Origin of the sequence: Candidatus Accumulibacter sp. ACC003, assembly GCF_907163085.1 — a bacterium.
Taxonomy (GTDB): domain Bacteria; phylum Pseudomonadota; class Gammaproteobacteria; order Burkholderiales; family Rhodocyclaceae; genus Accumulibacter.
Window position 1 is genome coordinate 496,251 of sequence record NZ_CAJQTX010000009.1, and the last position, 21,465, is coordinate 517,715.

Here is a 21,465-nt window from a genome sequence, read left to right on the forward strand (position 1 = left end):
CATGCGGCCGCCTGCTGCCGCAGCACCGCCGGCGCTGGCCGTCATTGGCGCTGGCCCGGCCGGCCTGATGGCCGCCGAGATCGCCAGCCAGGGCGGCGTCAGCGTCGATGTCTACGACGCCATGCCGTCGGTCGGCCGCAAGCTGCTGATGGCCGGCAAAGGTGGCCTGAACATCACCCATTCGGAACCGGATGAGCAGTTTCGTAGCCGTTATGGCGCCCGCCAGACGCAGGTCACGCCCTGGCTCGAGGCCTTCGGACCGAACGCTTTGCGCGCGTGGATGCACGGCCTGGGAGTCGCCAGCTTCGTCGGCAGTTCCGGACGCGTCTTCCCGACCGAAATGAAAGCCGCGCCGCTGCTGCGCGCCTGGCTGCAGCGACTGCGCGCCGGTGGCGTACGCTTCCACGTGCGCCACCGCTGGACTGCCTGGACGCGACTGCCGGACGGTCACACCCGACTTGGTTTTTCGACGCCGCACGGCGACCGGCAGCACGACAGCGCTGCGCTGGTGCTGGCGCTCGGCGGCGGCAGCTGGGCCAGGCTCGGTTCGGACGGACGCTGGCAGCCGCTCCTGGCAGACGCCGGCGTCGCTCTGGCGCCGCTGCGGCCGAGCAATTGCGGCTTCGACATCGCCTGGAGCGAGCACCTTCGCCAACGTTTTGCCGGCCAGCCGATCAAGTCGGTCGGCGCTTCGTGTGTCGACGCGGCCGGCGTCGGCCATCGCCGACGCGGGGAATTCCTGCTCACCGCCAACGGCGTCGAAGGCGGACTGATCTACGCGCTGTCGGCGGCCTTGCGCGACGCCATCGACGGCAACGGCTCGGCGACGCTGCACGTCGATCTGCTACCCGAGCACGAAATGGCGCGCGTCGTCGCCGAGCTGGCGCGACCGCGCGGCGCGCGCTCCCTCGCCAGCCACCTGCAGAGCCGCTTGCGGCTCAAGGGCGCCAAAGTCGCGCTGTTGCGCGAATGTACGGCAGCAGACGACTTCCTCGACGCCGGGCGCCTCGGCGCGGCAATCAAGTCAGTGCCGCTACGACTGCTTGGCACGCGACCAATCGACGAAGCGATCAGCACCGCCGGCGGCGTATGCTTCGACGCGCTCGACGAACAATTGATGCTGCGCAATTTGCCGGGAGTGTTCTGCGCTGGCGAGATGCTCGACTGGGAAGCACCGACCGGCGGTTATCTGCTGACCGCGTGCCTGGCCAGCGGCCACGCCGCCGGCCGCGGCGCGCTGGCCTGGCTACGCGAATCGCAAGGGCAGCGGGTCGGCACCAGCGCGCCAGCACATTGGGATGACGATCATGAATAGCCTGCAGCGTGACAGCGCCTGCCAGTACGCGTCGTGGATTCTTGCCGTAGTGGCGATGCTGACGATCATCGAGGTGCACCTGCTGCCGGCGCTGATCGCCGGGCTGCTGGTCTATCAGCTGGTGCATGTACTGGCGCCGTTCTTTGCCAGACACCTGTCGAGCAGCCGCGCTCGCGAGGCCGCCGTCGGCCTGCTGGCGCTGCTGGTATTCGGCGTGGTGACCGCCGCCGTGCTGGCGACGATTGCTTTCCTGGGCAGCGAGCGCGGTAGTTTCGCGGCGCTCCTGGCGACGATGGCCGAGATCCTCGAGAGTTCGCGCTCGACCTTGCCGGCCTGGCTGGCAGAGATCCTGCCGCGCGACAGCGTGGCGCTGCGCGAAAGTGCCGGCCGCTGGCTACGCGAGCATTCGGCGGACCTGCAACTGATCGGCAAGGAAACCGGCCATCTACTGCTGCACCTGCTGCTCGGCATGATCATCGGCGCCATGGCGTCGTTACGCGAGGCGCGCGACCCCGAGGGCATGGGGCCACTGGCGCGCGCGCTGTCCGAGAGACTCCTCCGCCTCGGCGAGGCCTTCCGGCGGGTGGTCTTCGCACAGCTCCGCATATCGGCGCTGAACACCTTGTTCACCGCGCTGTACCTGGCCGTCGTCCTGCCACTAGTGGGCGTGCACCTGCCGCTTACCAAGACGATGATCGTCGTCACCTTCATCGCCGGCCTGCTGCCGGTAGTCGGCAACCTGGTTTCCAATACGGTGATTTTCATCGTCAGCCTGGCGCACTCGCCCGGCGTCGCGATGTCGTCGCTGGCCTTCCTGATCCTGATCCACAAACTCGAATATTTCCTCAACGCGCGCATCGTCGGCAGCCAGATCCGGGCCAGGGCCTGGGAGCTGCTGACAGCGATGCTGCTCATGGAAAGCAGCTTCGGCCTCGCCGGTCTGGCCGCCGCACCGATCTGCTACGCCTGGCTGAAAGACGAACTCGCCAGTCGGCGGCTGATCTGAACGGCAAAACCCGGTAGGGGCGGACCTTGTGCCTACCGGTCTTGTGCCTGTTCGCCTCGTTCGTTTCCGCGCTACGACCGAGGTTGAACTGTCATAACCGCCAGCCAGGCCGTTACCCGTCCCACGCGCCCCGTTCTCTTCCCAGATGCCCAGGCGCTCAACAGACCGCCCCCGCAAGGCTCTATTTAGCCGGGCGCCGAATCCCGGGCTTTCGCCGTCGGCCGCGCCATGGCCTGCATTACCGGCCGCAAATCCAGCCACCATTGCTCGATCGGACGACGATGCTCCAGATCAACGACATCGTGCATGCGGTTGATCGGAGAGATCCTTACCTTACCCTCGACGAGGCCGATATAGGCGCCCGCAGACGAGCCGCGCTCGAGTTCCCGGGTCAGGAAATCAACGCAGTGCGCCGCCAGCCGGGTGGCCAGTACGCGATCGAAGGGCGAAGGGTTGCCACCCTGCTGAACGTGCCCGAGGATCGCCTGCCGCACGTCGAACAGGCCGTGCCCTTCCTCCTCGAACAGCCGGCACATGAAATCGGTGGTGTACTGCGCGTTGGCGCGCTCGTTGCGAATCGTCAGGTAGAAACGGCGACCGCCGCGAAAGCCCTCGATCATGCGCTCGACGTCGGCCTGCAAGTCCTTGAGCGTGACGCCTTCCTCGGGCAGGTAGATGCGCTCGGCGCCGCTGGCCAGACCGCCCATCAGCGCCAGATAGCCACAGTTGCGGCCCATGACCTCGACGACGAAGCAACGTCGTGCCGCCATCGCTGACTGCTTGATCCGGTCGAGCGACTCGACGATGACATTGAGGCCGGTGTCGGCACCAATGCTCAGCTCCGAACCCGGCAGGTTGTTATCGATGCTTGCCGGCAGGCATATGATCGGAATCTTGAACGCCGGATAGCGTTCGCGTTCGCTGTACAGATGGTGGGCGACCTTGTAGGCCATCCAGCCGCCGATGATCAGCAAGCCATCGATGCGGTGGGTTTCCAGCGCTCGCGCCACGGCATAGAGTTGCTCGACAGTCGGCGCCTGCCGGCTGGTACCGAGTTCGGCGCCGCCCATGGCGGCCCAGCCCTCGACGTCACCCCAACTCAACTCCTCGATGCGGCCGGCAAGCAGGCCCTCGAAGCTGCCACGCACTCCCAGCATGGTGTGACCGCGATCGAGTCCGAGCCGGACGGCGGCGCGGGCCGCGGTGTTCATTCCCGGCGCCAGGCCGCCACCGTGGAGAACGGCGAGCCGGCGCGGACGCGCCGGTGGGGTCACGCTGGGCGGCGCCCCGGCCATGGCCTTGAAGGTTTCAAACATCTCGGTGAAGCTGCTGCCGCGCAACTCCATCGCTGCTGCATAGTCGTGCTCGGCAATCTTGCGAGCGACGGCGTGGGTTTGCTCGACACAGCGCATCAACGGTGCGCTGCGCACGCGGTTATAGCGCATGCCGAGCATCTGCGGTTCGCTGTCCGGAGTGGCCGACAACAACTCCTGCACCGCGGCATGGCCAACCAGGGTGCTCATGCAGCGGTCGAAGGCGCTGGGTTTGCCACCGCGCTGGACGTGCCCGAGGATGGTCACGCGCGTGTCCTCACCAAGCCGGTCTTGCAGGACCTGCCGCACCTGATCGCTGCTGATCGGATGGCCTTCGCGATCGCGCGCGCCTTCGGCGACGATCACGATGCTATCGCGGCGACCGGCCGCCCGACCGTTGCGCAGCCGCTCGCACATCTCCTGCTCCCAGTCGTCGGTCGGCGGGTTTTCCGGGATCAGCGCGTAGTCGGCACCGCCGGCGATGGCGCTCATCAGCGCCAGATAGCCGCAGTGCCGGCCCATCACCTCGACCACGAAGGTGCGCTGGTGGCTGGCCGCCGTGCTGGTGATGGCGTCGATCGCCTCGACGATCCGATGCAGGGCCGAGTCGGCACCGATCGTCATGTCGGTGCCGACCATGTCGTTGTCGATCGATCCCACCAGCCCGGCAATCATCAGCGCCGGGTGCTCCTGCGCCGTGGCCTCATCAATATCGCCGCGCTGGACAAGCTCCGCCAGCAGATCCGGCCACTCCTGGCGAAACAGGTTGGCGCCGGTCAAGCTGCCGTCACCGCCGATGACCACCAACCGGTCGATGCCGTGCTGGAGCAGGTTGCGGGCGGCGATAAGCCGCCCTTCCCGCTCGCGAAACGCCGGACAACGGGCCGTGCCGATGACTGTGCCGCCCTGATGCAAAATGCTGCCAACATCGTCCCAGGAGAGCGCACGAATGCGGTCGCCACCGTCCACCATGCCCTGATAGCCTTCAAGAATGGCGTGTACCGTGATGCCCCGATGCAGCGCCGAGCGAACCACCGCGCGCACCGCGGCATTCATTCCTTGTGCGTCGCCACCACTGGTCAAGACACCAATGCTGTTTGCGTAACTGCTGTCCATGGATACGATCTTCCTTAGCGTGAAAGTCGCGTCCGCGACTCACGAGTCTCCCTTTTCCCCCTGGCGGAAGAAGGGTCTGGTTTGAGGGAAATGGCCATGACTTTGATTATCGTGAGTGTCTCGACACGTCATGGCCGTTCGGCTGTCAAGAGCGGGATAGAGCGGAGCTTACCGCATGTTCAAGATCGCCAAGAAGACTTCTCCGAGAATCAATCAAGCGTCGTACAAAAGTCGCGGCAACGGTACAACAAGCGATCATTACCCATCTGGCGAGCAGCGCGCCCTGACACCCCCGGGTGCGCGGTCAGTGCCGACAGCGCGGTCGATCGTCAGCGACGCAGGTACAGCAACGGTGGCTTGCCGGCCTTCCTCGCTTGCCACCTTGGGCGCCTGGCCGCAGGGCTTTCACGGCTGGCAAAACGCTGCGGAAAGCCGCAGCAAAGCGGCACCCTTAGCGCGTTGCGAAACCTTCCCATCGCGGCGACGTCAAGCCGGGCACGGCTGCTAGGCTTCGCCTGGCCATTCCTCGTATAATGCGAACGATCGAGTCGAGGCCGCCACAAAAAACCCCCATTGTTTTATGTGTAACCATCGGCATCTTCCGACGATGGCACCTTGTCCAGACAATCTCATCTTGGAGAAAGTACACAATCATGACGATACATCTCTACTTCTCGCTGGTCCCTGAAGCACTGATCGCCTCCATGCTGGAACCCGAGGAGTTCGGGCAGTATTACTCTACCGGCCACAGCTACAAATCGAAGGGGCAAGCGATCTTCTTCGAGGTCGACGCAAACTTCCGTCATGAGTTCTTCAACATCGACGAGGGCTTCAAGAAGTGTGTCGCGCACCCGGACGGGACGCCCAAGAACTCGGTGTACATTTCGGTCTACCGGGTACTTGAACACATCCCGGTCAGCGCTCTTGGCAAACTGTATCTGAGCACCGCCTATGGCCAGACGCTGGGCTTGAGCCGCTCGCCTTCGCTGCCGGCGAAAGGACAGGGCCTGCATATGTACCAGGACCTGGCACCGATCAACAGCCTGGTGGTGAGCGCGCAGGACCCGACGACTTACTATGACAACATCACGAGCACGCCGAATAAGTTCATTCGCTTCCCTGGCCTGTGCTTCGTCGAGCTGGAACTCGGTGCACTGGCGACGAATCCCGCCGCGGGCGCCGTCGGCGATCTGCCGTATTCGTTCGTGCACCACCTGCGCGAAGCCTTGCTGGAAGTGGATCCATCTGGCAAGCAAAGCAAGCTGGTGCATCGGGTGCACTCGCTGGACTTCCCGTACCGCATGATCAAGAACGGCATCTATATGGGTAACGGCACCGATCTGGCCTTTTACCAAATGCCTTCGCATCAGGTCCTGCGCCAGGATCACAGCCACTGGTGGCGCTCGTGCAATCTGTAAGCGCTTTGTAAGCATCCCCGGCAATGCCGGGGGATCTGCCCTGGCAGCTTTGCCGTGAGCCGAGATGGGAGACTATCTCGGCTTTTTCGTACCAGACAGCAGCCAGAAAGGCGCCTGGGGCGCCCAAAACGTCTGCTTCGCGCGACGCAGTGTGCGGAAGGTGATGGCCACCGACCACGAGGAACAGTGACTTACGCCGCGGAGTACGGCCACCCTTGACGGTGGCCATGGCGCTGAGCGGCTCCGACGCCCCCGCCTCGTCACGCTCTTGCAGCACTCAATGACGCTGCCACACGTTCGTGCTCGGCTGCTTCGGCGTTCTTGAGCGCTTACCAAAGCGCAACAGCCAGACGCCTCGAAACAAAAGCGCGGAATTCTCGTCAAGCGCGAAATAAATAACTCCCACCTGGAATAACCCTTTTTGCATGTTTTATGAATTATCGTCAACGATGATTGATAAAACACGCGGCTGCCTGCGCCCTGTTTTTTCGGCTATCTCCGCGCCATCAGCGACTATGCGCAAGGCGTTTTACGATAGGCTGGAATGGTTTATCGAGGGTCGTCTCGATGAGCGCGCCACCTGTGCGGCAACATGCCTATGGTTTTCCGCTGCAGGCGTATCCTGGTCGCCACGCTGATCGGCATACGCCTTGATACAACTGACAAATCAGCCTTGCCGCGGCAGCTCAGTCAGGCTCGCAATGCTTTCTGACGGGCCGACAATTCCTCACGAAATCCGGGCACAAAAGCCGCCGTTTCATGCGCTTGACACGGCTGACCGGGGTGGAGATACTCGCCGCGCCGGTATCAAGTCTCGAGTCCCGCTGCCCGGTCAACAGGACATTGGCAAGGATATAACGAGAAGGACATTAACTCTTTTTGGACCCCTGATATGACATTCACTCATAACGCATTGGCGCCTCCACGGAGCGGCTTCGCGCGCTTCCTGTTGTTGGCTTGGCTTGCCCTGCTTAGCGTGGCTTCGCTACCTGCCTTCGCCGCCACCGAGGGCCACATCTCGGAGGTCAACCTCGTTTTGCCCGACCTTGGCGACACCTCGCTGGTAAGCTTCCTGGGCGGCATCTCCGGCTCGACATTACTGTCCTACGGGCTGCTTGTGGCGATCGCTGGCCTGATCTTCGGCGCCGTCATCTATCGCCAGATTCGCCGCCTGCCCGTGCATCGCTCGATGGCCGAAATCAGCGAACTGATCTACGAGACCTGCAAGACCTACATGATTACCCAGGGCAAATTCCTGCTGATTCTGCAGGCCTTCACGGCGGTGATCATGATCGGCTATTTCTATTTCGTGCAGCACCTGCCGGTTTCCGACGTGGTAACGATCCTGATGTTTTCGCTGATCGGTATCGCCGGGTCTTTCGGCGTGGCGTGGTTTGGCATACGCATCAATACCCTGGCCAACAGCCGCACGGCATTCGCCTCTCTGGTCGCCAAACCCTATCAGCTCTACGCCATTCCGATCACCTCGGGAATCTCGATTGGCATGCTGCTGATCTCGACCGAGCTGCTGATCATGCTCTGTATCATGCTCTTCGTACCGGCCTCACTGGCCGGTAAATGCTTCATCGGCTTTGCCATCGGTGAATCGCTGGGCGCCGCCGCGCTGCGCATAGCCGGGGGCATTTTCACCAAGATCGCCGACATTGGTTCCGACTTGATGAAGATCGAATTCGGCATCCAGGAGGACGACGCGCGCAACCCCGGGGTGATCGCCGACTGTGCTGGCGACAATGCCGGCGACTCGGTCGGCCCGACCGCCGACGGTTTCGAGACGTACGGTGTCACCGGCGTGGCGCTGATCAGCTTCATCATGCTTGCTGTTCCCGAACCCGCGGTGCAGGTGCAGCTGCTGGTCTGGCTGTTTGCCATGCGCGTCATGATGATCGTCGCCTCGGGCATTTCATACGTCGGCAACCAGATCATCGCGCAGCACCTGTATGGCAACAAACAACGCTTCAATTTCGAAGCGCCGCTGACCTCGCTGGTGTGGATCACATCGGTCGTTTCGCTGATCATCACCTTCATCGTGTCCTACCTGCTGATCGGCAACTTCAGCGCCAACGGTAGCGCCTACCCCGACCTCTGGTGGCAGCTTTCGCTGATCATCACCCTCGGCACACTGGCCGGCGCCATCATCCCCGAGGTGGTGAAAGTCTTCACGTCGACCAAGTCCAAGCACGTCCGCGAAGTGGTGACGGCGTCCGAGGCCGGTGGCGCCAGCCTCAACATCCTGTCGGGCCTGGTCGCTGGGTATTTCTCGGCATTCTGGATCGGCGTGATTATCGTCGGGCTGATGTCTGCTTCTTACATCGTGTCGCAGTACGAGCTGACCGCGGTGATCAATCCCGATTCCGCCAAGGCGGCGATGATGGCCGCGGTCTTCTCTTTCGGGCTGGTCGCCTTCGGCTTCCTGGGGATGGGCCCGGTCACGATTGCCGTCGATAGCTACGGCCCGGTCACCGACAACGCGCAGTCGGTCTACGAACTGTCGATGATCGAGCAGGTTCCCGGTGTCGCAGCTGAACTCAAGAGCGATTACGGCGTCGATGTCGACTTCACTTCGGCGAAATTCCTGCTCGAGGAGAACGATGGCGCCGGCAACACCTTCAAGGCCACGGCCAAGCCGGTGTTGATCGGCACCGCGGTCGTCGGCGCGACGACCATGGTCTTTTCGATCGTCATGCTGCTCACCGGCGGCCTGACGGAAAACCTCGACAAACTGTCCTTGCTGCACCCGCCATTCCTGCTCGGCCTGGTCGCCGGTGGAGCAACGATTTTCTGGTTTTCCGGCGCCAGCACGCAGGCCGTATCGACAGGTGCCTACCGGGCGGTGGAGTTCATCAGCACGCACATCCGACTCGATGCGGTGGTCAAGGCGTCGCCCAAGGACAGCAAGAAGGTTGTCGAGATCTGCACGATCTACGCCCAGAAAGGCATGTTCAACATCTTCATGGCGGTATTTTTCGGAACACTGGCTTGCGCCTTCATCGAACCCTTCTTCTTTATCGGCTATCTCATCTCGCTGGCGATCATTGGTCTTTACCAGGCCGTATTCATGGCCAATGCCGGGGGCGCATGGGACAACGCCAAGAAGATCGTCGAAACAGAAATGCACGCCAAGGGGACCGATCTGCACAACGCTTCGGTGGTCGGCGACACCGTCGGCGACCCGTTCAAGGATACCGCCTCGGTGGCCATGAACCCAATCATCAAGTTCACGACGCTATTCGGCTTGCTGGCGGTCGAGATGGCGGTCGGGCTGCAGGCACAGGGACAGCAGGGACTGGTATTTGCCCTGGCGTCTCTGTTCCTTGTCGTGAACCTCGTTTTCGTATTCCGTAGCTTCTACGGGATGCGTATCATCGCCAAGAAAGCGGCGCTGTAGAAATACGCGGCGTTGGCGATATACGTGCGGCCCCGCTAGCGGTGCTTCGCGGCGTATCGCCAACGCGGCCATCAACAAGAATGTCGAATAAGCTCGATTATTTCAGGGAGGATTCCAACATGTCCGTACATCTCTACTTTTCGCTGATTCCCGAAGCACTGATCGCGTCGATGCTGCCACCGGAGGAGTTCGGCCAATACTACGCGACTGGCCACAAGTTCAAGTCGAAGGGGCAGGCCTTGTTTTTCGAGATCGACCCGTCTTTCCGCCATGAATACTTCGACATCGATGGGGCATTTGCGCGCTGCGCGGAAAAGCAGGACGGTACGCCGAAGAACTCCGTCTATATCTCGATGTATCGCGTCATGGAGCATCTCTCGATGGATGCCATCGGCCAGCTCTACCTGACGACCGCGATGGGCGCAACGCTGGGCTTGAAGCGTGCCAAGGGGCTGCCGCAACCCGATCAGGAACGGCACATGTTTCAGGATCTGGCGCCGATCAACAGCCTGGTGGTCAGCCTCCTGGAGCCCGCAAAGTATTACGCGGACGTGACCACCCATCCATCAAAGTTTTTCCGCTTCCCCGGGATGTGTTTTGTCGAACTCGAACTCGGCCCGCTGGCACGCGACCCCGAGAACGGCCAGGAAGGCGATCTGCCGTATTCGTTCCTGCTGCACCTGCGTGAAGCCTTGCTGGAACTGCGGCCGGGGTCAAAGCAGAACAAACTCGTGCACCGCGTGCACTCGCTGCAGTTTCCGTACCGGATGGTAAAGGGCGGTTTCTACCTGGGAATTGGTGAGGACCTCGTCCATTACCCGATGCTCTCGCACGACGTGCTGCGCAAGGATCACAGCAATTGGTGGCGTTCGGCCAATCTGTGATGGCCTGCGCAATCGCTCAAACGATCGTGCATCGTCCGCCTGCCAGCCGTCCGGTGTGCCAGTTCGCCGCACGCGCACCGGCATCGCGGGCGGTTCAACACGGTGTTCTTGAGCAAGGAGCCTCGTCGGAGCCATCTCCTGTCGCCCGTCATTCCGACCAGCGCCGCCGCTGCGCGTCGTCGACGACGTGCGTGGTCTTGATTCGGCCGACCAAGAAGCCACCGTCGGGCAGCTCCCGTTGCTTGCCCAACAGGGCAAGGTGGCGGTCGGCGGAGGCCCCATGCGGCGTGTCTGAACGGCACGACAAGCGGCATGGCGGGAGGCCACCCACCCGTCGCGAAGATCACAGGACAGGCCATTGAGCGATCAATATACTGGAGTCCAATCCACTGATCGGCAGACCGGCAGCCGGCACGCGACCACTTCCCGCGATATCTCAGGGAAGCGCAGCGGGGCGGCCCGGCTAGTAGTCAATCGAAAGGAGAAATAGTCATGAACACCGGCACTATCCGACTTCACCGCGTACTCCGCGCGAGCCCCGAGCGCATCTATCGAGCATTCCTGGAAGCCGCGGCAATCGCCAAGTGGCTCCCGCCCTACGGTTTCACGTGCTCGGTTCAGCACATGGACGTCAAAGTGGGCGGTACCTACAAGATGTCTTTCACAAACTTTTCGACCGGCGGCGAGCATGCCTTCGGTGGCGAGTACTGCGAACTCGTGCCAGCCGAGAAGATTCGCTACACCGACCGCTTCGACGACCCGAACTTGCCCGGCGAAATGCAAACGACAATCACCTTTGTCAGCGGCGTTCTGAAAGTCCGTTAATTCTGGCGGTTTGAAAGTCGTGTATTTTCTTCGTCGATCTTCTTCGACGGCTTTCCTCTGAAGGGTTTGCTGGCTCTTCTTCCTCGCTCTTCGCTCTTTTTCGTTCTTCGCTTTTCCTCCTTTCCGTCAGCGTGCGCGTGGGGCCTCGTAGCATGCCATGGCGTTGCATTATGCGGCGCAAGGAGGGCGAGCCATGGCGCACCAGGGACGGCACAACTGTTTGTTTTGCGGAGAGATCTTCCAGGCGGATGCGCGCAACGCGGGCCGCCAGAAGTACTGCGCCAAAGTGGACTGTCGGAAGGCAAGCCGGGCGGCGAGTCGTCGCGCCTGGCTCGCCAAACCGGAGAACCAGGACTACTTCCGCGGACCAGAGAATGTCGCGCGGGTGCAGGCTTGGCGGGCTGAGCACCCGGGCTACTGGCGACGACCACCCAAGGCAAGCGCTGCGGAGTCGCCCCCAACGCTTGCGTTACAAGAGGTCTGCCCGGTCCAAGCGCTTGAAATCGCTGAAGATTTCCAGAATAAGGCAGAAACGGCGTTACAAGATGTCTGGCGCGACCAACCCGCTGTTTTGATTGGCTTTATCGCACAATTCACGGGCAGTGCGTTACAGGATGACATCGCCAGGAGCACCCGCCAGCTGCTACAACTGGGGCATGACATCTTGGCGGGGAGGATCGGCGATGACCATCAAACGGGTGCTCTGTCCGGAACGGATGCGAACGATCCCGGCCCAGTTCAGCTGGGTCGACCACCGCCTGGTGCGGCAACCTTACCTCGATCGCTGTGATCCCCCAGCGGCGGCACTCTATCTGTTTCTGGTCACCGTCGCCGACGCCCAGGGGCGCAGCTACTACTCGGATGCCGTACTCGGCCGGCGCCTGTCGATCGGCCTTGCCCGGCTCAGCCAGGCACGTGGCGACCTCGTCCACGTCGGCCTGATCGCCTATCAACGCCCGCTCTACCAGGTACTGGCGCTAGATGCTGCCCGGCGCATCGAAGCGGACGAACTGGCAGCGGACGAGATTGACATCCGAATCGGTCAGCTGCGCGCTGCTCTGGGACGGACGCCATGATCGACTACGAAACCTACTGCAAGATCAAGGATCACCACGATCGGCAGCAGCTGACCATCGCGCAGACCGCCCGCGCCCTCGCTCTGGATGCGGACACGGTGGCGAAGTGGGTCGGCGTCGCGCAGTTTCATGCCCGCCAGTCGCCACCACGCAGCAGTCGCCTCGACCCCTTCAAGGCGCGCATCGTTCGCCTGCTGGAAAGCCACCCGTACAGCGCGCAGCAGATCTTCCAGCGCCTGCGCGAGGAAGGTTTTACGGGCGGCTACACGATCGTCAAGACGTATGTACGCAAGGTCCGGCCGGTGCGTCGGCCCGCCTTTCTCAAGCTCTCCTTTGCCCCCGGGGAATGCGCCCAGGTTGACTGGGGCGAATACGGCAGCATCGCGGTCGGCTCGACGCGTCGGCGACTGTCCTTCTTCGTCATGGTGCTGTGCTACAGCCGCCTGATGTACGTCGAGTTCACCGTCTCGCAAACCATGGAGCATTTCCTCGCCGCCCATGAGCACGCCTTCACGGCGTTCCGGGGTTGCCCAGCCCGCTTGATGATCGACAATTTGAAATCGGCGGTGCTCGCCCGCGTCGTCGGTGAGGCGCCGCTGTTCAATCCGCGCTACGTCGATTTCGCTCGTCATTGGGGGTTCGAGATCTCGGCGTGTAACGTCGGGCAAGGCCACGAAAAAGGACGCGTCGAAAACGGTGTGGGTTATGTCAAAAAGAATTTCCTGAACGGTCTGGAGCTTCTCGACTTCAGCGCGGTGAACCCGGCCGCCGAGCTGTGGCTGGCGAGCATCGCCAATGTTCGCATCCATGGGGAAACGCACCAGCGACCCGTCGACCTGTTCAAGGACGAGCAAGCGAAGCTGCAGTCACTCAATCCGATGCCCTACGACATCGCTCGCATCCAGAGTCAGCGCGCTTCCAAGCAGTTCCGTGTGGCGCTCGAAGGCAACCACTATTCGGTCCCCGCCGAGTTGGCGAGTCAGCGGGTGACGCTGAAGGCGTACCCGGACCGGGTGTGCATTTACCACCAGAACAAGCTCGTCGCCCGCCATGTCCGCAGCTACGATCGCCGCCAGGATATCGAGGACCCCGAGCATCCGAAGGAGCTGCTCGCGCAGCGGCGAAATGCCCGTGAGCAGCGCTTGCTGGTGCAGTTCCTGAGTCTCTCGCGGCACGCATCGGCCTATCTGGAGGGCATCGAGCAACGCCGCGTGAACTCGCGCCATCACCTGCGCAAGATCGTCGCCTTGAGCGAGATCTATGGCGCCGACGCCGTCGACCGGGCGATCCAGGATGGCATTGCCTTTGCCGCCTACAGTAGTGAGTACGTCGCCAACATCCTGGAGATGCGGGCCCGCGAAATCCCGGCGGCCGGTGCGCTCCATCTCACCCGCCGCCAGGACCTCCTGGAAATCGAGATCGCCGCACCCGATCTCTCCCTTTATGAGGGGCATGGCCATGCGCACTGAAGCTTCCGGCACCGCGGCAAGCGAGGCCTTACGCGTCCAACTGGCGAGCCTGAAACTGTCGCATCTGGGCGAGCACTTTGAATCCCTGGCGCAGCAAGCGGGCGCCGAGCAGTGGTCGCACGTCGAGTATCTGGCGCGCCTGATCGAAGGGGAGGCGCATGCCCGTGAAGATCGCAGCATCCAGCGACGCGTCGGGCTGGCTCGATTGCCGGTGCTCAAGACGCTCGATCAGTTCCAGTGGAGTTGGCCGACGAAGATCAACCGGCCGCAGATCCAGAATCTCTTTCGCCTGCGTTTCATCGAGGACAAGGGCAATGTGATCTTCATGGCCAATGTCGGCCTGGGCAAGAGCCATCTCAGTATCGCGCTGGCCCACACCGCCTGTCTGCACGGCTACCCGGTGCTGTTTACCACGGCGGTCGAGATCATCAACTCGCTTTCTGCCGCGCAGGCGCAGGGTGGCCTCAAGCGCGAGCTGCGCAAGTATCTGCAGCCGCGACTGCTGGTCGTCGACGAGCTCGGCTATCTGCCCATCGACAAGCATGGCGCCGATCTGCTCTTCCAGGTGATCAGCGAACGCTATGAGCGCGGCGCCTTGGTCATCACGACCAATCTCGCCTACAAACATTGGTCGGAAATCTTCAACCACGACAGCACGCTGACCTCAGCGCTCCTCGACCGCCTGCTCCACCATGCCGAAACCGTCATCATCGAGGGCAAGAGCTATCGCATGAAGGACCAGATCGAGCCATGACTGGCACCATTTGCCGGCCGATCTGCGCGCACCTGTCGTTCGCCGGTGCCAATCCGGTCGGCGTTACGCGGTAACGGACGAGCGCTCATGGCGACGACTTCCGCAGAAAGGCAGCGAGCCTATCGTGCCAAGCGACCCTGCGCCGGCGAAAACGGCGAACGCCGTTTGCAGGTATGGGTCTCGACCGCGACGGCCCTCGCTCTGGCTCGCTTGGCTCGCCACGCCAGCGTGACGAGACGGGCCTTCCTGGAAAAGCTCATCCTCGACGCCGATCGGATCACCACGCGGGCGATGAGCGACGAGGTCTTCGATCAGTACTTCGCGTTACCGCGTAACAAGCGGTAGTTCGCCGCCAGTCTGGCTACCGCCCGTCGCAGATTTCTGTCGACGGGCGATTGCACGCGTCCGTTAGCCCGTTGCGTTTCGAACCCGGCGGCCAGATCCACCAGGGCGAAACATCTCCTCATCACGACCACGATCTATAGCTCGAACGACCCGATTGAGCCGCCAATCGTCGCTCTCTCGGCCACTTTACAGGCACGAATTTCAAACCGCCCATTTCCACCGAAATTCACGCCGCCGCGCACACACCTTGAAGAAACTGTCTTGCGGAACAGATCTAAGCATCGTCCAGGAGGGGCTACCGGCAGCAATTCCCCTCGAAATGTGCTACCTCGGCTGGCAGGAGTCACTCGCCCAGCTCACCCAACTCGTCGAAACCGAGATCCCGGGTTAGTGCGCTGACGCCTGGCCCTTGGCACCAGGCGGCGGGCATCGATGGCCGCCGCCTTGCGGTTTTTGATCGTGTCGGTTGTTTCCCAGTCGGCGGGCAGCCCACGTCGTGACCTGCCAGCCGTCAGTGGACGAGCATCCGAAACATGCCCTTCGGCGCCCGGCGAGCGCGGCGCGGCCGCACCCATACTACGCCACCGAACGAAAGCAGCGCACGGCTGCGGCGGCGACGCTGGTAACACGGCTGGCCTTGACGCTCTCAGGAATTGACCCACTTTTGCTCACGAAACCGGACCCGCCTAGTCGTCATGGCTGTGCGCACGAAAATGCCGCGCACACAGCCATTCCCGAGCGTACTCGCCTCTACACGGCGTCAAGGGTACGCTGCGCCGGGCTGCAAAAACCGCAGCCCGCCCTTGACCCCGCTCCGAGGCGAAAACCTGGGTGTTGGCGCGCGCCAACGGTGGGTCAATTTCCGTGAGCGAAAAAGGGTCAGTTTTCGTGAGCGTTGAGGGCTGGCGATTCAGCCACTATTGCCGAGGCCCGCCGCGACGCCGTTGATGGTGTGGTGGATGGCGCGCTGGATGCGCTCGTCGGTCTCGCCGGCGCGGTGACGCTTGAGCAATTCGATCTGCAGGTGGTTCAGGGGGTCCAGGTAGGCAAAGCGGTTGCGGATCGAACGCGCCAGCAGCGGGTTGGCCGCCAGCAATTCGCTCTGCTCGGTGATCTCGAGCAGCGCGGTGATCGACGCCTGCCACTCGGCCTTGAGGCGCGGGAAGATGCTATTGCGCAATTCTCGGTTGCTCACCAGTTCCGAATAGCGCTCGGCGATGGCGATGTCGCTCTTGGCCAGCACCATGTCCATGTTCGACAGCGTGGCGCGAAAGAAGCCCCAGTCGCGGTTCATCTTCCGCAAGACGATCATGCCGGCCTCACCGTGCCGCTCGCGATAGGCGGCGACGGCTGCACCGAAGCCAAACCAGCCGGGCAACATCAGCCGGCACTGGGCCCACGAGAATACCCAGGGAATGGCGCGCAGGTCATCGATCGCCGTGCTCTTCTTGCGCGACGCCGGGCGGCTACCGATGTTGAGCTGGGCAATCTCGGCGATCACGGTCGACTCCCAGAAATACTGCTCGAAACCATCGGTTTCATAAATCAGGTTACGGTAAGACTTGCGGGCGTACGCCGAGAGTTCTTCCATGGCGGCCACGAACTCGGGGCAGACGTGATCGTGTCGGTGGGGAAGCAGGGTGGCTTCGAGGGTCGCAGCGGCGAGAATTTCGAGGTTGCGACGACCGAGTTCCCGATTGGCGTATTTCGCGGCGATCACTTCGCCCTGCTCGGTAATTCGAATGCGACCCTGCACGGCGCCTGCCGGCTGGGCGAGGATCGCCTGGTAGCTGGGGCCGCCACCGCGGCCGACGGAGCCGCCACGACCGTGGAACAGGCGCAGGCCGATACCGTGGCTGGCGAAGACCCGGGTGAGTTCGGTCTCGGCCCGGTACAGCGACCAGCCGGAGGTGAGAAAGCCGCCATCCTTGTTGCTGTCGGAATAGCCGACCATGACTTCCTGGAGGGTGCCGCGCGAACCGAGGAGACTCTTGTACAGAGGAATCGCGAACAGGCGCTCCATGATTTCGCCACTGCCGGCGAGATCGTCGATGGTCTCGAACAGCGGCACGATATTGACGTCGAGAGCATTGTCTTGGGGGCGCAGCAGGCCGGCTTCCTTGAGCAGCAGAGCCACTTCGAGCAGGTCGGAAACGCCGTCGGTCTTGGAGATGATGACGTTCTCGATGACCGCCTGGCCGTAGCGTTCGTGCATCTGCCGAGCGGTGCGAAAAAATCGCCAGCTCGCCCTCGGTTTCGTCGGAGTAGCGCGCGAAGGCGGAAACCAGCGGCCGCGGCGTCGCAAGTTCGTCCTGCAGCAGGCTGACGCGCGCGTTTTCATCGAGCGATCGATAGTCGACGCCCGGACGATTGACCGCCAGGATCTCGGCGACGGTACGCTCGTGCACCTCGGAATTCTGGCGCAGGTCCAGGTTGGCCAGATGGAAGCCAAAAAGAGACAGGGCGCGGCGCAGGCGGCGCAGGCGACCGCGCGCGAGGAGCAGCGAACCGTTTTCGGCGAGCGACCGGTGGATCACTTCGAGGTCGGCGGCGAACTCCGCGGCCGCAGCGTACGCCGGCGCGTCGCCGACGGCCTGGCGCGGAGCTTCCAGGCCGTCGAGTGCGCGTGCGGTGGCCGCCAGGCGGGCATAGAGGCCGGCGATCGCACGGCGGTAGGGTTCGTCGTCGCGATGCGGGTTGTGATCGGGCGAGCGCTCGGCGAGTGCCGCCAGCTCCGGAGACACCTTTACCAGCAAGGCCGCGGAAGACAGCCCGGCACCGAGCTTGTGCAACTGCTCCAGATAGAACGCCATGACCAGCTGACTCTGGGCACGTAGCGTTTCCGAGAGGACCGACGCGGTCACGAACGGGTTGCCGTCACGATCGCCGCCGATCCACGAGCCCGGGCGCAGAAAGGGCTTGATGCCGCCACCGTGCCATCCCGGCAGCGCCGCGAGAGCGTCCTCCAGGCTATTGTGGAAGCGCGGCAGTTCGCCCAGGAAGGTGGCGTCGTAATAGGTCAGGCCATTGCGCACTTCATCCATCACCGACAACTTGCTCCACCGCAGGATCCGCGTCTGCCAAAGCGTCAGGACGGCGCGACAGATGCCCTCTTGCGCATCGTGCCATTCTTCCGGAGTCAGGCGGTCGCGGTCGCGCTCGTAGAGCAGGCGGGCGATCTTCCACTGGCAGTCGAGGATGCTCTTGCGCTTCACTTCGGTGGGGTGAGCGGTGAGCACCGGCTGGATCGACGCCGTGGCGAAGAAATCACGCAAGCCTGCCGGCGTGACGCCACCGCTCAGGGCACGCGCAATGCTGTGCGCCAGACTACCCTCTTCGGATGGCGAGGCAGCGATGGCGGCGGCGCGCGCGCTGCGGATGTGATGCTGGTCCTCGGCGATGTTGGCCAGCTGCGAAAAATAGGTGAACGCACGCACTACAAGAAGCGTCTGCTCACGCGAAAGGGTGTCGAGCAATTCGGCGAGCTCCGTAGTGGCGGAAGCGTCGTGGTCGCGATGCGAGCGGATCGACTGACTGCGAATGCGCTCGACAATGGCGAAAGCGTCCTCGCCTTCCTGTTGCCGGATGGTGTCGCCAAGCAGGCGGCCGAGAAAGCGGATATCGTGCCGCAGCGCTTCGTCGTTGTCCGGGGAAAGCGTGTTCAGTAGCGAGTTCATGGCGAATCTGTCCTTGTGTTTGACTTACCAGGGATTTGCTCCCGCGGCGTGCTCGACTGACCGCCAACGGGCGGCCGTTGCCGAGGCCTGGCGAGCCACCAGCAGCGGCACGCGGGAAAGAGGAATCAGCCCGTACGTCACCGAACCCTGCAACAGGGCATGGCGGGCTTCCAGACCGCGGCTGCCGACCGCGACCATACGACTAGCAAGTGGCGCAGGCAGCGCGGCGATACGCTCGGCCGGCTCGCTGGCGGGCGCCGGCATCGGCCTGATGCCGCTCATCCGGCACCTTCGGCAGCGATCGCGCCGACCTTGCCCAGTCCGTACTTGAGCAGAGGAAAGCGATCGGTCAGGTCGGCGAGCAGTAGATAGAGTGCCCGCAGACCCCTGATGGCGGAGACGTTCGAGGTGAAGGCGATCAGTGGTCACGGCGACGATCATGACGGAAGCGAACAGGCTATCGACCGACAGCGATTATTCGATCAGCCAAGCGACGAGGCTGAAGGCCATGAAACCGGCCCACCGCGGGCCGGTGGCGAAACTGGCGTCCAAGGCGCTCGATCGCGGCCAGGGTTCAAACCGGCACAGCCGTCTCGAAGGCATTGCGCGCCGCGTCGTAGTGGAGGAGTTCTCCGGCCGCGAGGTCGAAATACCAGCCATGCAGATGAACCGTTCCGGCCTGCACGCGCTCAGCGATCCACGGATAGGTCAGCAGGTTTTCGAGCGAAACCAGGATGCCCGCCTGCTCGCAGGCGCGGTCCTGCAGCGCTGGCGACTTCGCTGGCAGTTCGGCACGCACGCGCGTGCGTGCGCGCTCGGCGATGCTGACCCACTTGCCGATGAACTCGCTCCTGGAATCGAGACCCTGCATCAGCGCATGAATGCCGCCGCACTGGGCGTGCCCGAGGACGATGATGTGCTCAACCTTCAGCGACAGGACGGCGAACTCCAGCGCCGCCGGCACACTCGCGAAGTCACCGCCGGGATGATAGGGTGGCACCAGGTTGGCGACGTTGCGCACGACAAAAACATCGCCGGGTCCACCCGCGAATCGGCGCACGCGACGATCAACGCCTTGGGGCTCTGGCCAAGCTGGAGTTGTTCGAATAATTCACGCTCCTCGCCAAAGTATTTCTCCTGAAACCGTTCGAAACCGGCGATGAATTTGGCAATGTCTTTCATGAAGTCTTCCTGGTGTGGGTGCTGGTAGGAGCTGGTGCTTACCGCGAACAGATTTCAAGGAGCAGCGCAATCGTTTCACTGGAGGGCTTTCCTTGCCGGTCGCGGGCTATCAGCAACGAAGCTTACGCCTTCGGTAGCAGCAATAAAATTCGATTATAATTTTCGCTTTGTTCGATAATTACGAAGATAAATGCGTCGCGATGCTCAACTACCGACACCTGCATTACTTCTGGAGTGTCGCCAAGTCAGGCGGCATCACGCGCGCCAGCGAGCGCCTGCACCTGACGCCACAGACTCTCTCCGGGCAACTGAGTCAGTTCGAGCAGCAGCTCGGCACGCCGCTGTTCCGTCGGACCGGGCGGCGCATGGAATTGACCGAGTCGGGACAACTGGCGATGGCCTACGCCGAAGAGATCTTCCAGGTCGGAGCGGAGCTCGAAGAGATGCTGCGCCGACGTCCCGAGGAGCGGCTGCTGCCGTTTCGGGTGGGCATCGCCGACGCCGTACCCAAGACCATCGCCCATCGCTTGCTGTCGCCAGCGCTGCGGCTGCCGGAGCCGGTACGGCTGATCTGCCGCGAGGACCGACTGGACCGCTTGTTGGCAGAACTGGCGATCCATCGTCTGGACATGGTGCTGGCCGACCGGCCGATACCGGCGAACATGGACGTCAAGGGGCACAGCCATCCGCTCGGGCAATGCGGCGTCGCCTTTCTCGCCGAACCGACGCTGGCCGAGAAACTGGCCGGCACCTTTCCCGCCAACCTGAACGACGCGCCGCTGTTGATCCCCGGCGAGGACAGCGCCTTGCGGACGCCGCTCTTGCGCTGGCTGGAGCGGCAGAACATCCGCCCGCGTATCGTTGGTGAATTCGACGACAGCGCCTTGATGAAGGCCTTTGGGCACACCGGCTGCGGCGTCTTCCCGGCGCCGGCGGCGAGCGTCGGCGAGGTCGAGCGCCAGCACGGAACGGTCAGCCTCGGTCAGACCAGCGATATCCAGGAACGCTTCTTCGCCATCTCGGTAGAAAGATTCCTGACGCATCCCGCCGTGGTGGCGGTCAGCGAGGGCGCCCGGCGTGGTTTGTTCGTCGCCGAGCAGCCAAGCGACAAGGCGCCGCGACCAGCCTTTTGAGGCGACCGGCACGAGCGTCCTAAACGCTCGTCAAGACGTTCCGAAGGCCGTCAGTGGGCTGGCGAGCGGCGCCGCCGGCCGCCCGCTTCCAGCCCGCGGCCAGTCTTGCTATCGCTCAGACTGAAAAGAAAGAAACCGCGGCCAGGCTCATTTTCTCGCCACCTTCAAGTCGCCTTGTCAGGTGCTGATTCCCAGATCAGCAGCGCCGTCAAAATAGCGTGCAGCACCACCGCCGGCCACAGCAACACGCCGGTCGAAACGCCCGCGAAGCCGAGATACGCGAGATACAGCGTGACGGCGGCGCCGTAGGTCAACATCCCGAGCCGCGGCGGTCCCGGCCAGCACGCGACACCGAGGGCGATCAGCGCGATGCCGGCGACGCGGGCGATGGGGACGGCGATGCCGGTCAGCTCCTCGCCCAGCAACCAGCGTCCAACGAGCGATGGGACGATCAGCAAGGCCAGACCGGTGGCAATTTCACCGACCGCGGCGAAGACCAGTGCCGCTTTCATGGCGCGGCCCCGCGGCCGCTGCGCAGCGCGCTTA

Annotated in this window: 14 protein-coding genes and 3 pseudogenes; 12 read left to right on the forward strand and 5 right to left on the reverse strand. The window is 63.0% G+C overall.

What is annotated here, in order from left to right:
* Window position 1: 1 nt before the first annotated feature.
* Both QZ656_RS20680 and QZ656_RS20685 read left to right on the forward strand, forming a co-directional pair.
* A complete protein-coding gene (locus QZ656_RS20680) occupies window positions 2-1,315 on the forward strand; it encodes a TIGR03862 family flavoprotein (protein WP_291995154.1) in 1,314 nt (437 codons plus the stop codon).
* Complete coding sequence (locus QZ656_RS20685; RefSeq protein ID WP_291995155.1) at window positions 1,299-2,321, forward strand: AI-2E family transporter; 1,023 nt, start codon at window positions 1,299-1,301, stop codon at window positions 2,319-2,321. The genes QZ656_RS20680 and QZ656_RS20685 overlap by 17 nt, the downstream gene beginning before the upstream one ends.
* A gap of 185 nt (window positions 2,322-2,506) precedes the next feature.
* On the opposite strand, the gene QZ656_RS20690 is transcribed toward QZ656_RS20685, so the two are convergent.
* Window positions 2,507-4,750: a 6-phosphofructokinase gene (locus QZ656_RS20690; RefSeq protein ID WP_291995156.1), complete on the reverse strand. Its 2,244-nt coding sequence runs from the start codon at window positions 4,748-4,750 to the stop codon at window positions 2,507-2,509.
* A 653-nt stretch (window positions 4,751-5,403) separates the two neighbouring features.
* On the opposite strand from QZ656_RS20690, the gene QZ656_RS20695 reads away from it, so the two are divergent.
* From QZ656_RS20695 to QZ656_RS20735, 9 genes and pseudogenes are all read left to right on the forward strand, one after another.
* Window positions 5,404-6,168: a hypothetical protein gene (locus QZ656_RS20695; protein WP_291995157.1), complete on the forward strand. Its 765-nt coding sequence runs from the start codon at window positions 5,404-5,406 to the stop codon at window positions 6,166-6,168.
* A gap of 892 nt (window positions 6,169-7,060) precedes the next feature.
* Window positions 7,061-9,574, forward strand: a complete 2,514-nt coding sequence (locus tag QZ656_RS20700; RefSeq protein WP_291995158.1) for a sodium-translocating pyrophosphatase — start codon at window positions 7,061-7,063, stop codon at window positions 9,572-9,574.
* A gap of 119 nt (window positions 9,575-9,693) precedes the next feature.
* Complete coding sequence (locus QZ656_RS20705; RefSeq protein WP_291995159.1) at window positions 9,694-10,458, forward strand: hypothetical protein; 765 nt, start codon at window positions 9,694-9,696, stop codon at window positions 10,456-10,458.
* A gap of 492 nt (window positions 10,459-10,950) precedes the next feature.
* Window positions 10,951-11,253, forward strand: a pseudogene (locus QZ656_RS20710) (SRPBCC domain-containing protein); the annotation flags it as partial.
* Window positions 11,254-11,966: 713 nt separating this feature from the next.
* Complete coding sequence (locus QZ656_RS20715; protein ID WP_291994725.1) at window positions 11,967-12,359, forward strand: hypothetical protein; 393 nt, start codon at window positions 11,967-11,969, stop codon at window positions 12,357-12,359.
* Window positions 12,356-13,828 carry an IS21 family transposase gene (istA, locus tag QZ656_RS20720; protein ID WP_291995160.1) on the forward strand — a complete coding sequence of 491 codons (1,473 nt, stop codon included), beginning with the start codon at window positions 12,356-12,358 and terminating at the stop codon, window positions 13,826-13,828. The genes QZ656_RS20715 and istA overlap by 4 nt, the downstream gene beginning before the upstream one ends.
* The gene (gene istB, locus QZ656_RS20725) at window positions 13,818-14,582 is read left to right on the forward strand and encodes an IS21-like element helper ATPase IstB (RefSeq protein ID WP_291994721.1); all 765 of its coding nucleotides are present in this window, start codon (window positions 13,818-13,820) and stop codon (window positions 14,580-14,582) included. Before istA ends, istB begins: the two co-directional genes overlap by 11 nt.
* A gap of 87 nt (window positions 14,583-14,669) precedes the next feature.
* On the forward strand, window positions 14,670-14,927 hold the full coding sequence (locus QZ656_RS20730; RefSeq protein WP_291991757.1) for a hypothetical protein: 258 nt from the start codon (window positions 14,670-14,672) through the stop codon (window positions 14,925-14,927).
* Between the two features lie 244 nt (window positions 14,928-15,171).
* A pseudogene (locus tag QZ656_RS20735) lies at window positions 15,172-15,318 on the forward strand (SRPBCC domain-containing protein); the annotation flags it as partial.
* A gap of 519 nt (window positions 15,319-15,837) precedes the next feature.
* Here QZ656_RS20735 and ppc read toward each other — a convergent pair.
* The 3 genes and pseudogenes from ppc to QZ656_RS20755 all read right to left on the reverse strand — a co-directional run bounded on the left by ppc (window position 15,838) and on the right by QZ656_RS20755 (window position 19,664).
* A pseudogene (gene ppc, locus QZ656_RS24195) lies at window positions 15,838-18,604 on the reverse strand (phosphoenolpyruvate carboxylase).
* A gap of 24 nt (window positions 18,605-18,628) precedes the next feature.
* Window positions 18,629-18,886 carry a hypothetical protein gene (locus QZ656_RS20750; protein WP_291995162.1) on the reverse strand — a complete coding sequence of 86 codons (258 nt, stop codon included), beginning with the start codon at window positions 18,884-18,886 and terminating at the stop codon, window positions 18,629-18,631.
* Between the two features lie 292 nt (window positions 18,887-19,178).
* Window positions 19,179-19,664 (reverse strand): carbonic anhydrase, encoded by a 486-nt coding sequence (locus tag QZ656_RS20755; protein WP_366522210.1) that lies wholly within the window; start codon window positions 19,662-19,664, stop codon window positions 19,179-19,181.
* A gap of 322 nt (window positions 19,665-19,986) precedes the next feature.
* Here QZ656_RS20755 and nhaR point away from each other — a divergent pair, with 322 nt between their 5' ends.
* Window positions 19,987-20,919 carry a transcriptional activator NhaR gene (gene nhaR / locus QZ656_RS20760; protein ID WP_291995163.1) on the forward strand — a complete coding sequence of 311 codons (933 nt, stop codon included), beginning with the start codon at window positions 19,987-19,989 and terminating at the stop codon, window positions 20,917-20,919.
* Window positions 20,920-21,083: 164 nt separating this feature from the next.
* On the opposite strand, the gene QZ656_RS20765 is transcribed toward nhaR, so the two are convergent.
* Window positions 21,084-21,431, reverse strand: a complete 348-nt coding sequence (locus QZ656_RS20765) for a hypothetical protein (RefSeq protein WP_291995164.1) — start codon at window positions 21,429-21,431, stop codon at window positions 21,084-21,086.
* Between the last annotated feature and the right edge of the window lie 34 nt (window positions 21,432-21,465).

What these genes read in the sequence shown, in the direction of transcription:
- QZ656_RS20750 (WP_291995162.1), bottom strand. Translation starts at nt 18,886, where the DNA reads ATGAGCGGCATCAGGCCGATGCCGGCGCCCGCCAGCGAGCCGGCCGAG.
- QZ656_RS20705 (WP_291995159.1), top strand. Translation starts at nt 9,694, where the DNA reads ATGTCCGTACATCTCTACTTTTCGCTGATTCCCGAAGCACTGATCGCG.
- QZ656_RS20690 (WP_291995156.1), bottom strand. Translation starts at nt 4,750, where the DNA reads ATGGACAGCAGTTACGCAAACAGCATTGGTGTCTTGACCAGTGGTGGC.
- istB (WP_291994721.1), top strand. Translation starts at nt 13,818, where the DNA reads ATGCGCACTGAAGCTTCCGGCACCGCGGCAAGCGAGGCCTTACGCGTC.
- QZ656_RS20715 (WP_291994725.1), top strand. Translation starts at nt 11,967, where the DNA reads ATGACCATCAAACGGGTGCTCTGTCCGGAACGGATGCGAACGATCCCG.
- QZ656_RS20700 (WP_291995158.1), top strand. Translation starts at nt 7,061, where the DNA reads ATGACATTCACTCATAACGCATTGGCGCCTCCACGGAGCGGCTTCGCG.
- nhaR (WP_291995163.1), top strand. Translation starts at nt 19,987, where the DNA reads ATGCTCAACTACCGACACCTGCATTACTTCTGGAGTGTCGCCAAGTCA.
- istA (WP_291995160.1), top strand. Translation starts at nt 12,356, where the DNA reads ATGATCGACTACGAAACCTACTGCAAGATCAAGGATCACCACGATCGG.
- QZ656_RS20730 (WP_291991757.1), top strand. Translation starts at nt 14,670, where the DNA reads ATGGCGACGACTTCCGCAGAAAGGCAGCGAGCCTATCGTGCCAAGCGA.
- QZ656_RS20685 (WP_291995155.1), top strand. Translation starts at nt 1,299, where the DNA reads ATGACGATCATGAATAGCCTGCAGCGTGACAGCGCCTGCCAGTACGCG.
- QZ656_RS20695 (WP_291995157.1), top strand. Translation starts at nt 5,404, where the DNA reads ATGACGATACATCTCTACTTCTCGCTGGTCCCTGAAGCACTGATCGCC.
- QZ656_RS20680 (WP_291995154.1), top strand. Translation starts at nt 2, where the DNA reads ATGCGGCCGCCTGCTGCCGCAGCACCGCCGGCGCTGGCCGTCATTGGC.
- QZ656_RS20765 (WP_291995164.1), bottom strand. Translation starts at nt 21,431, where the DNA reads ATGAAAGCGGCACTGGTCTTCGCCGCGGTCGGTGAAATTGCCACCGGT.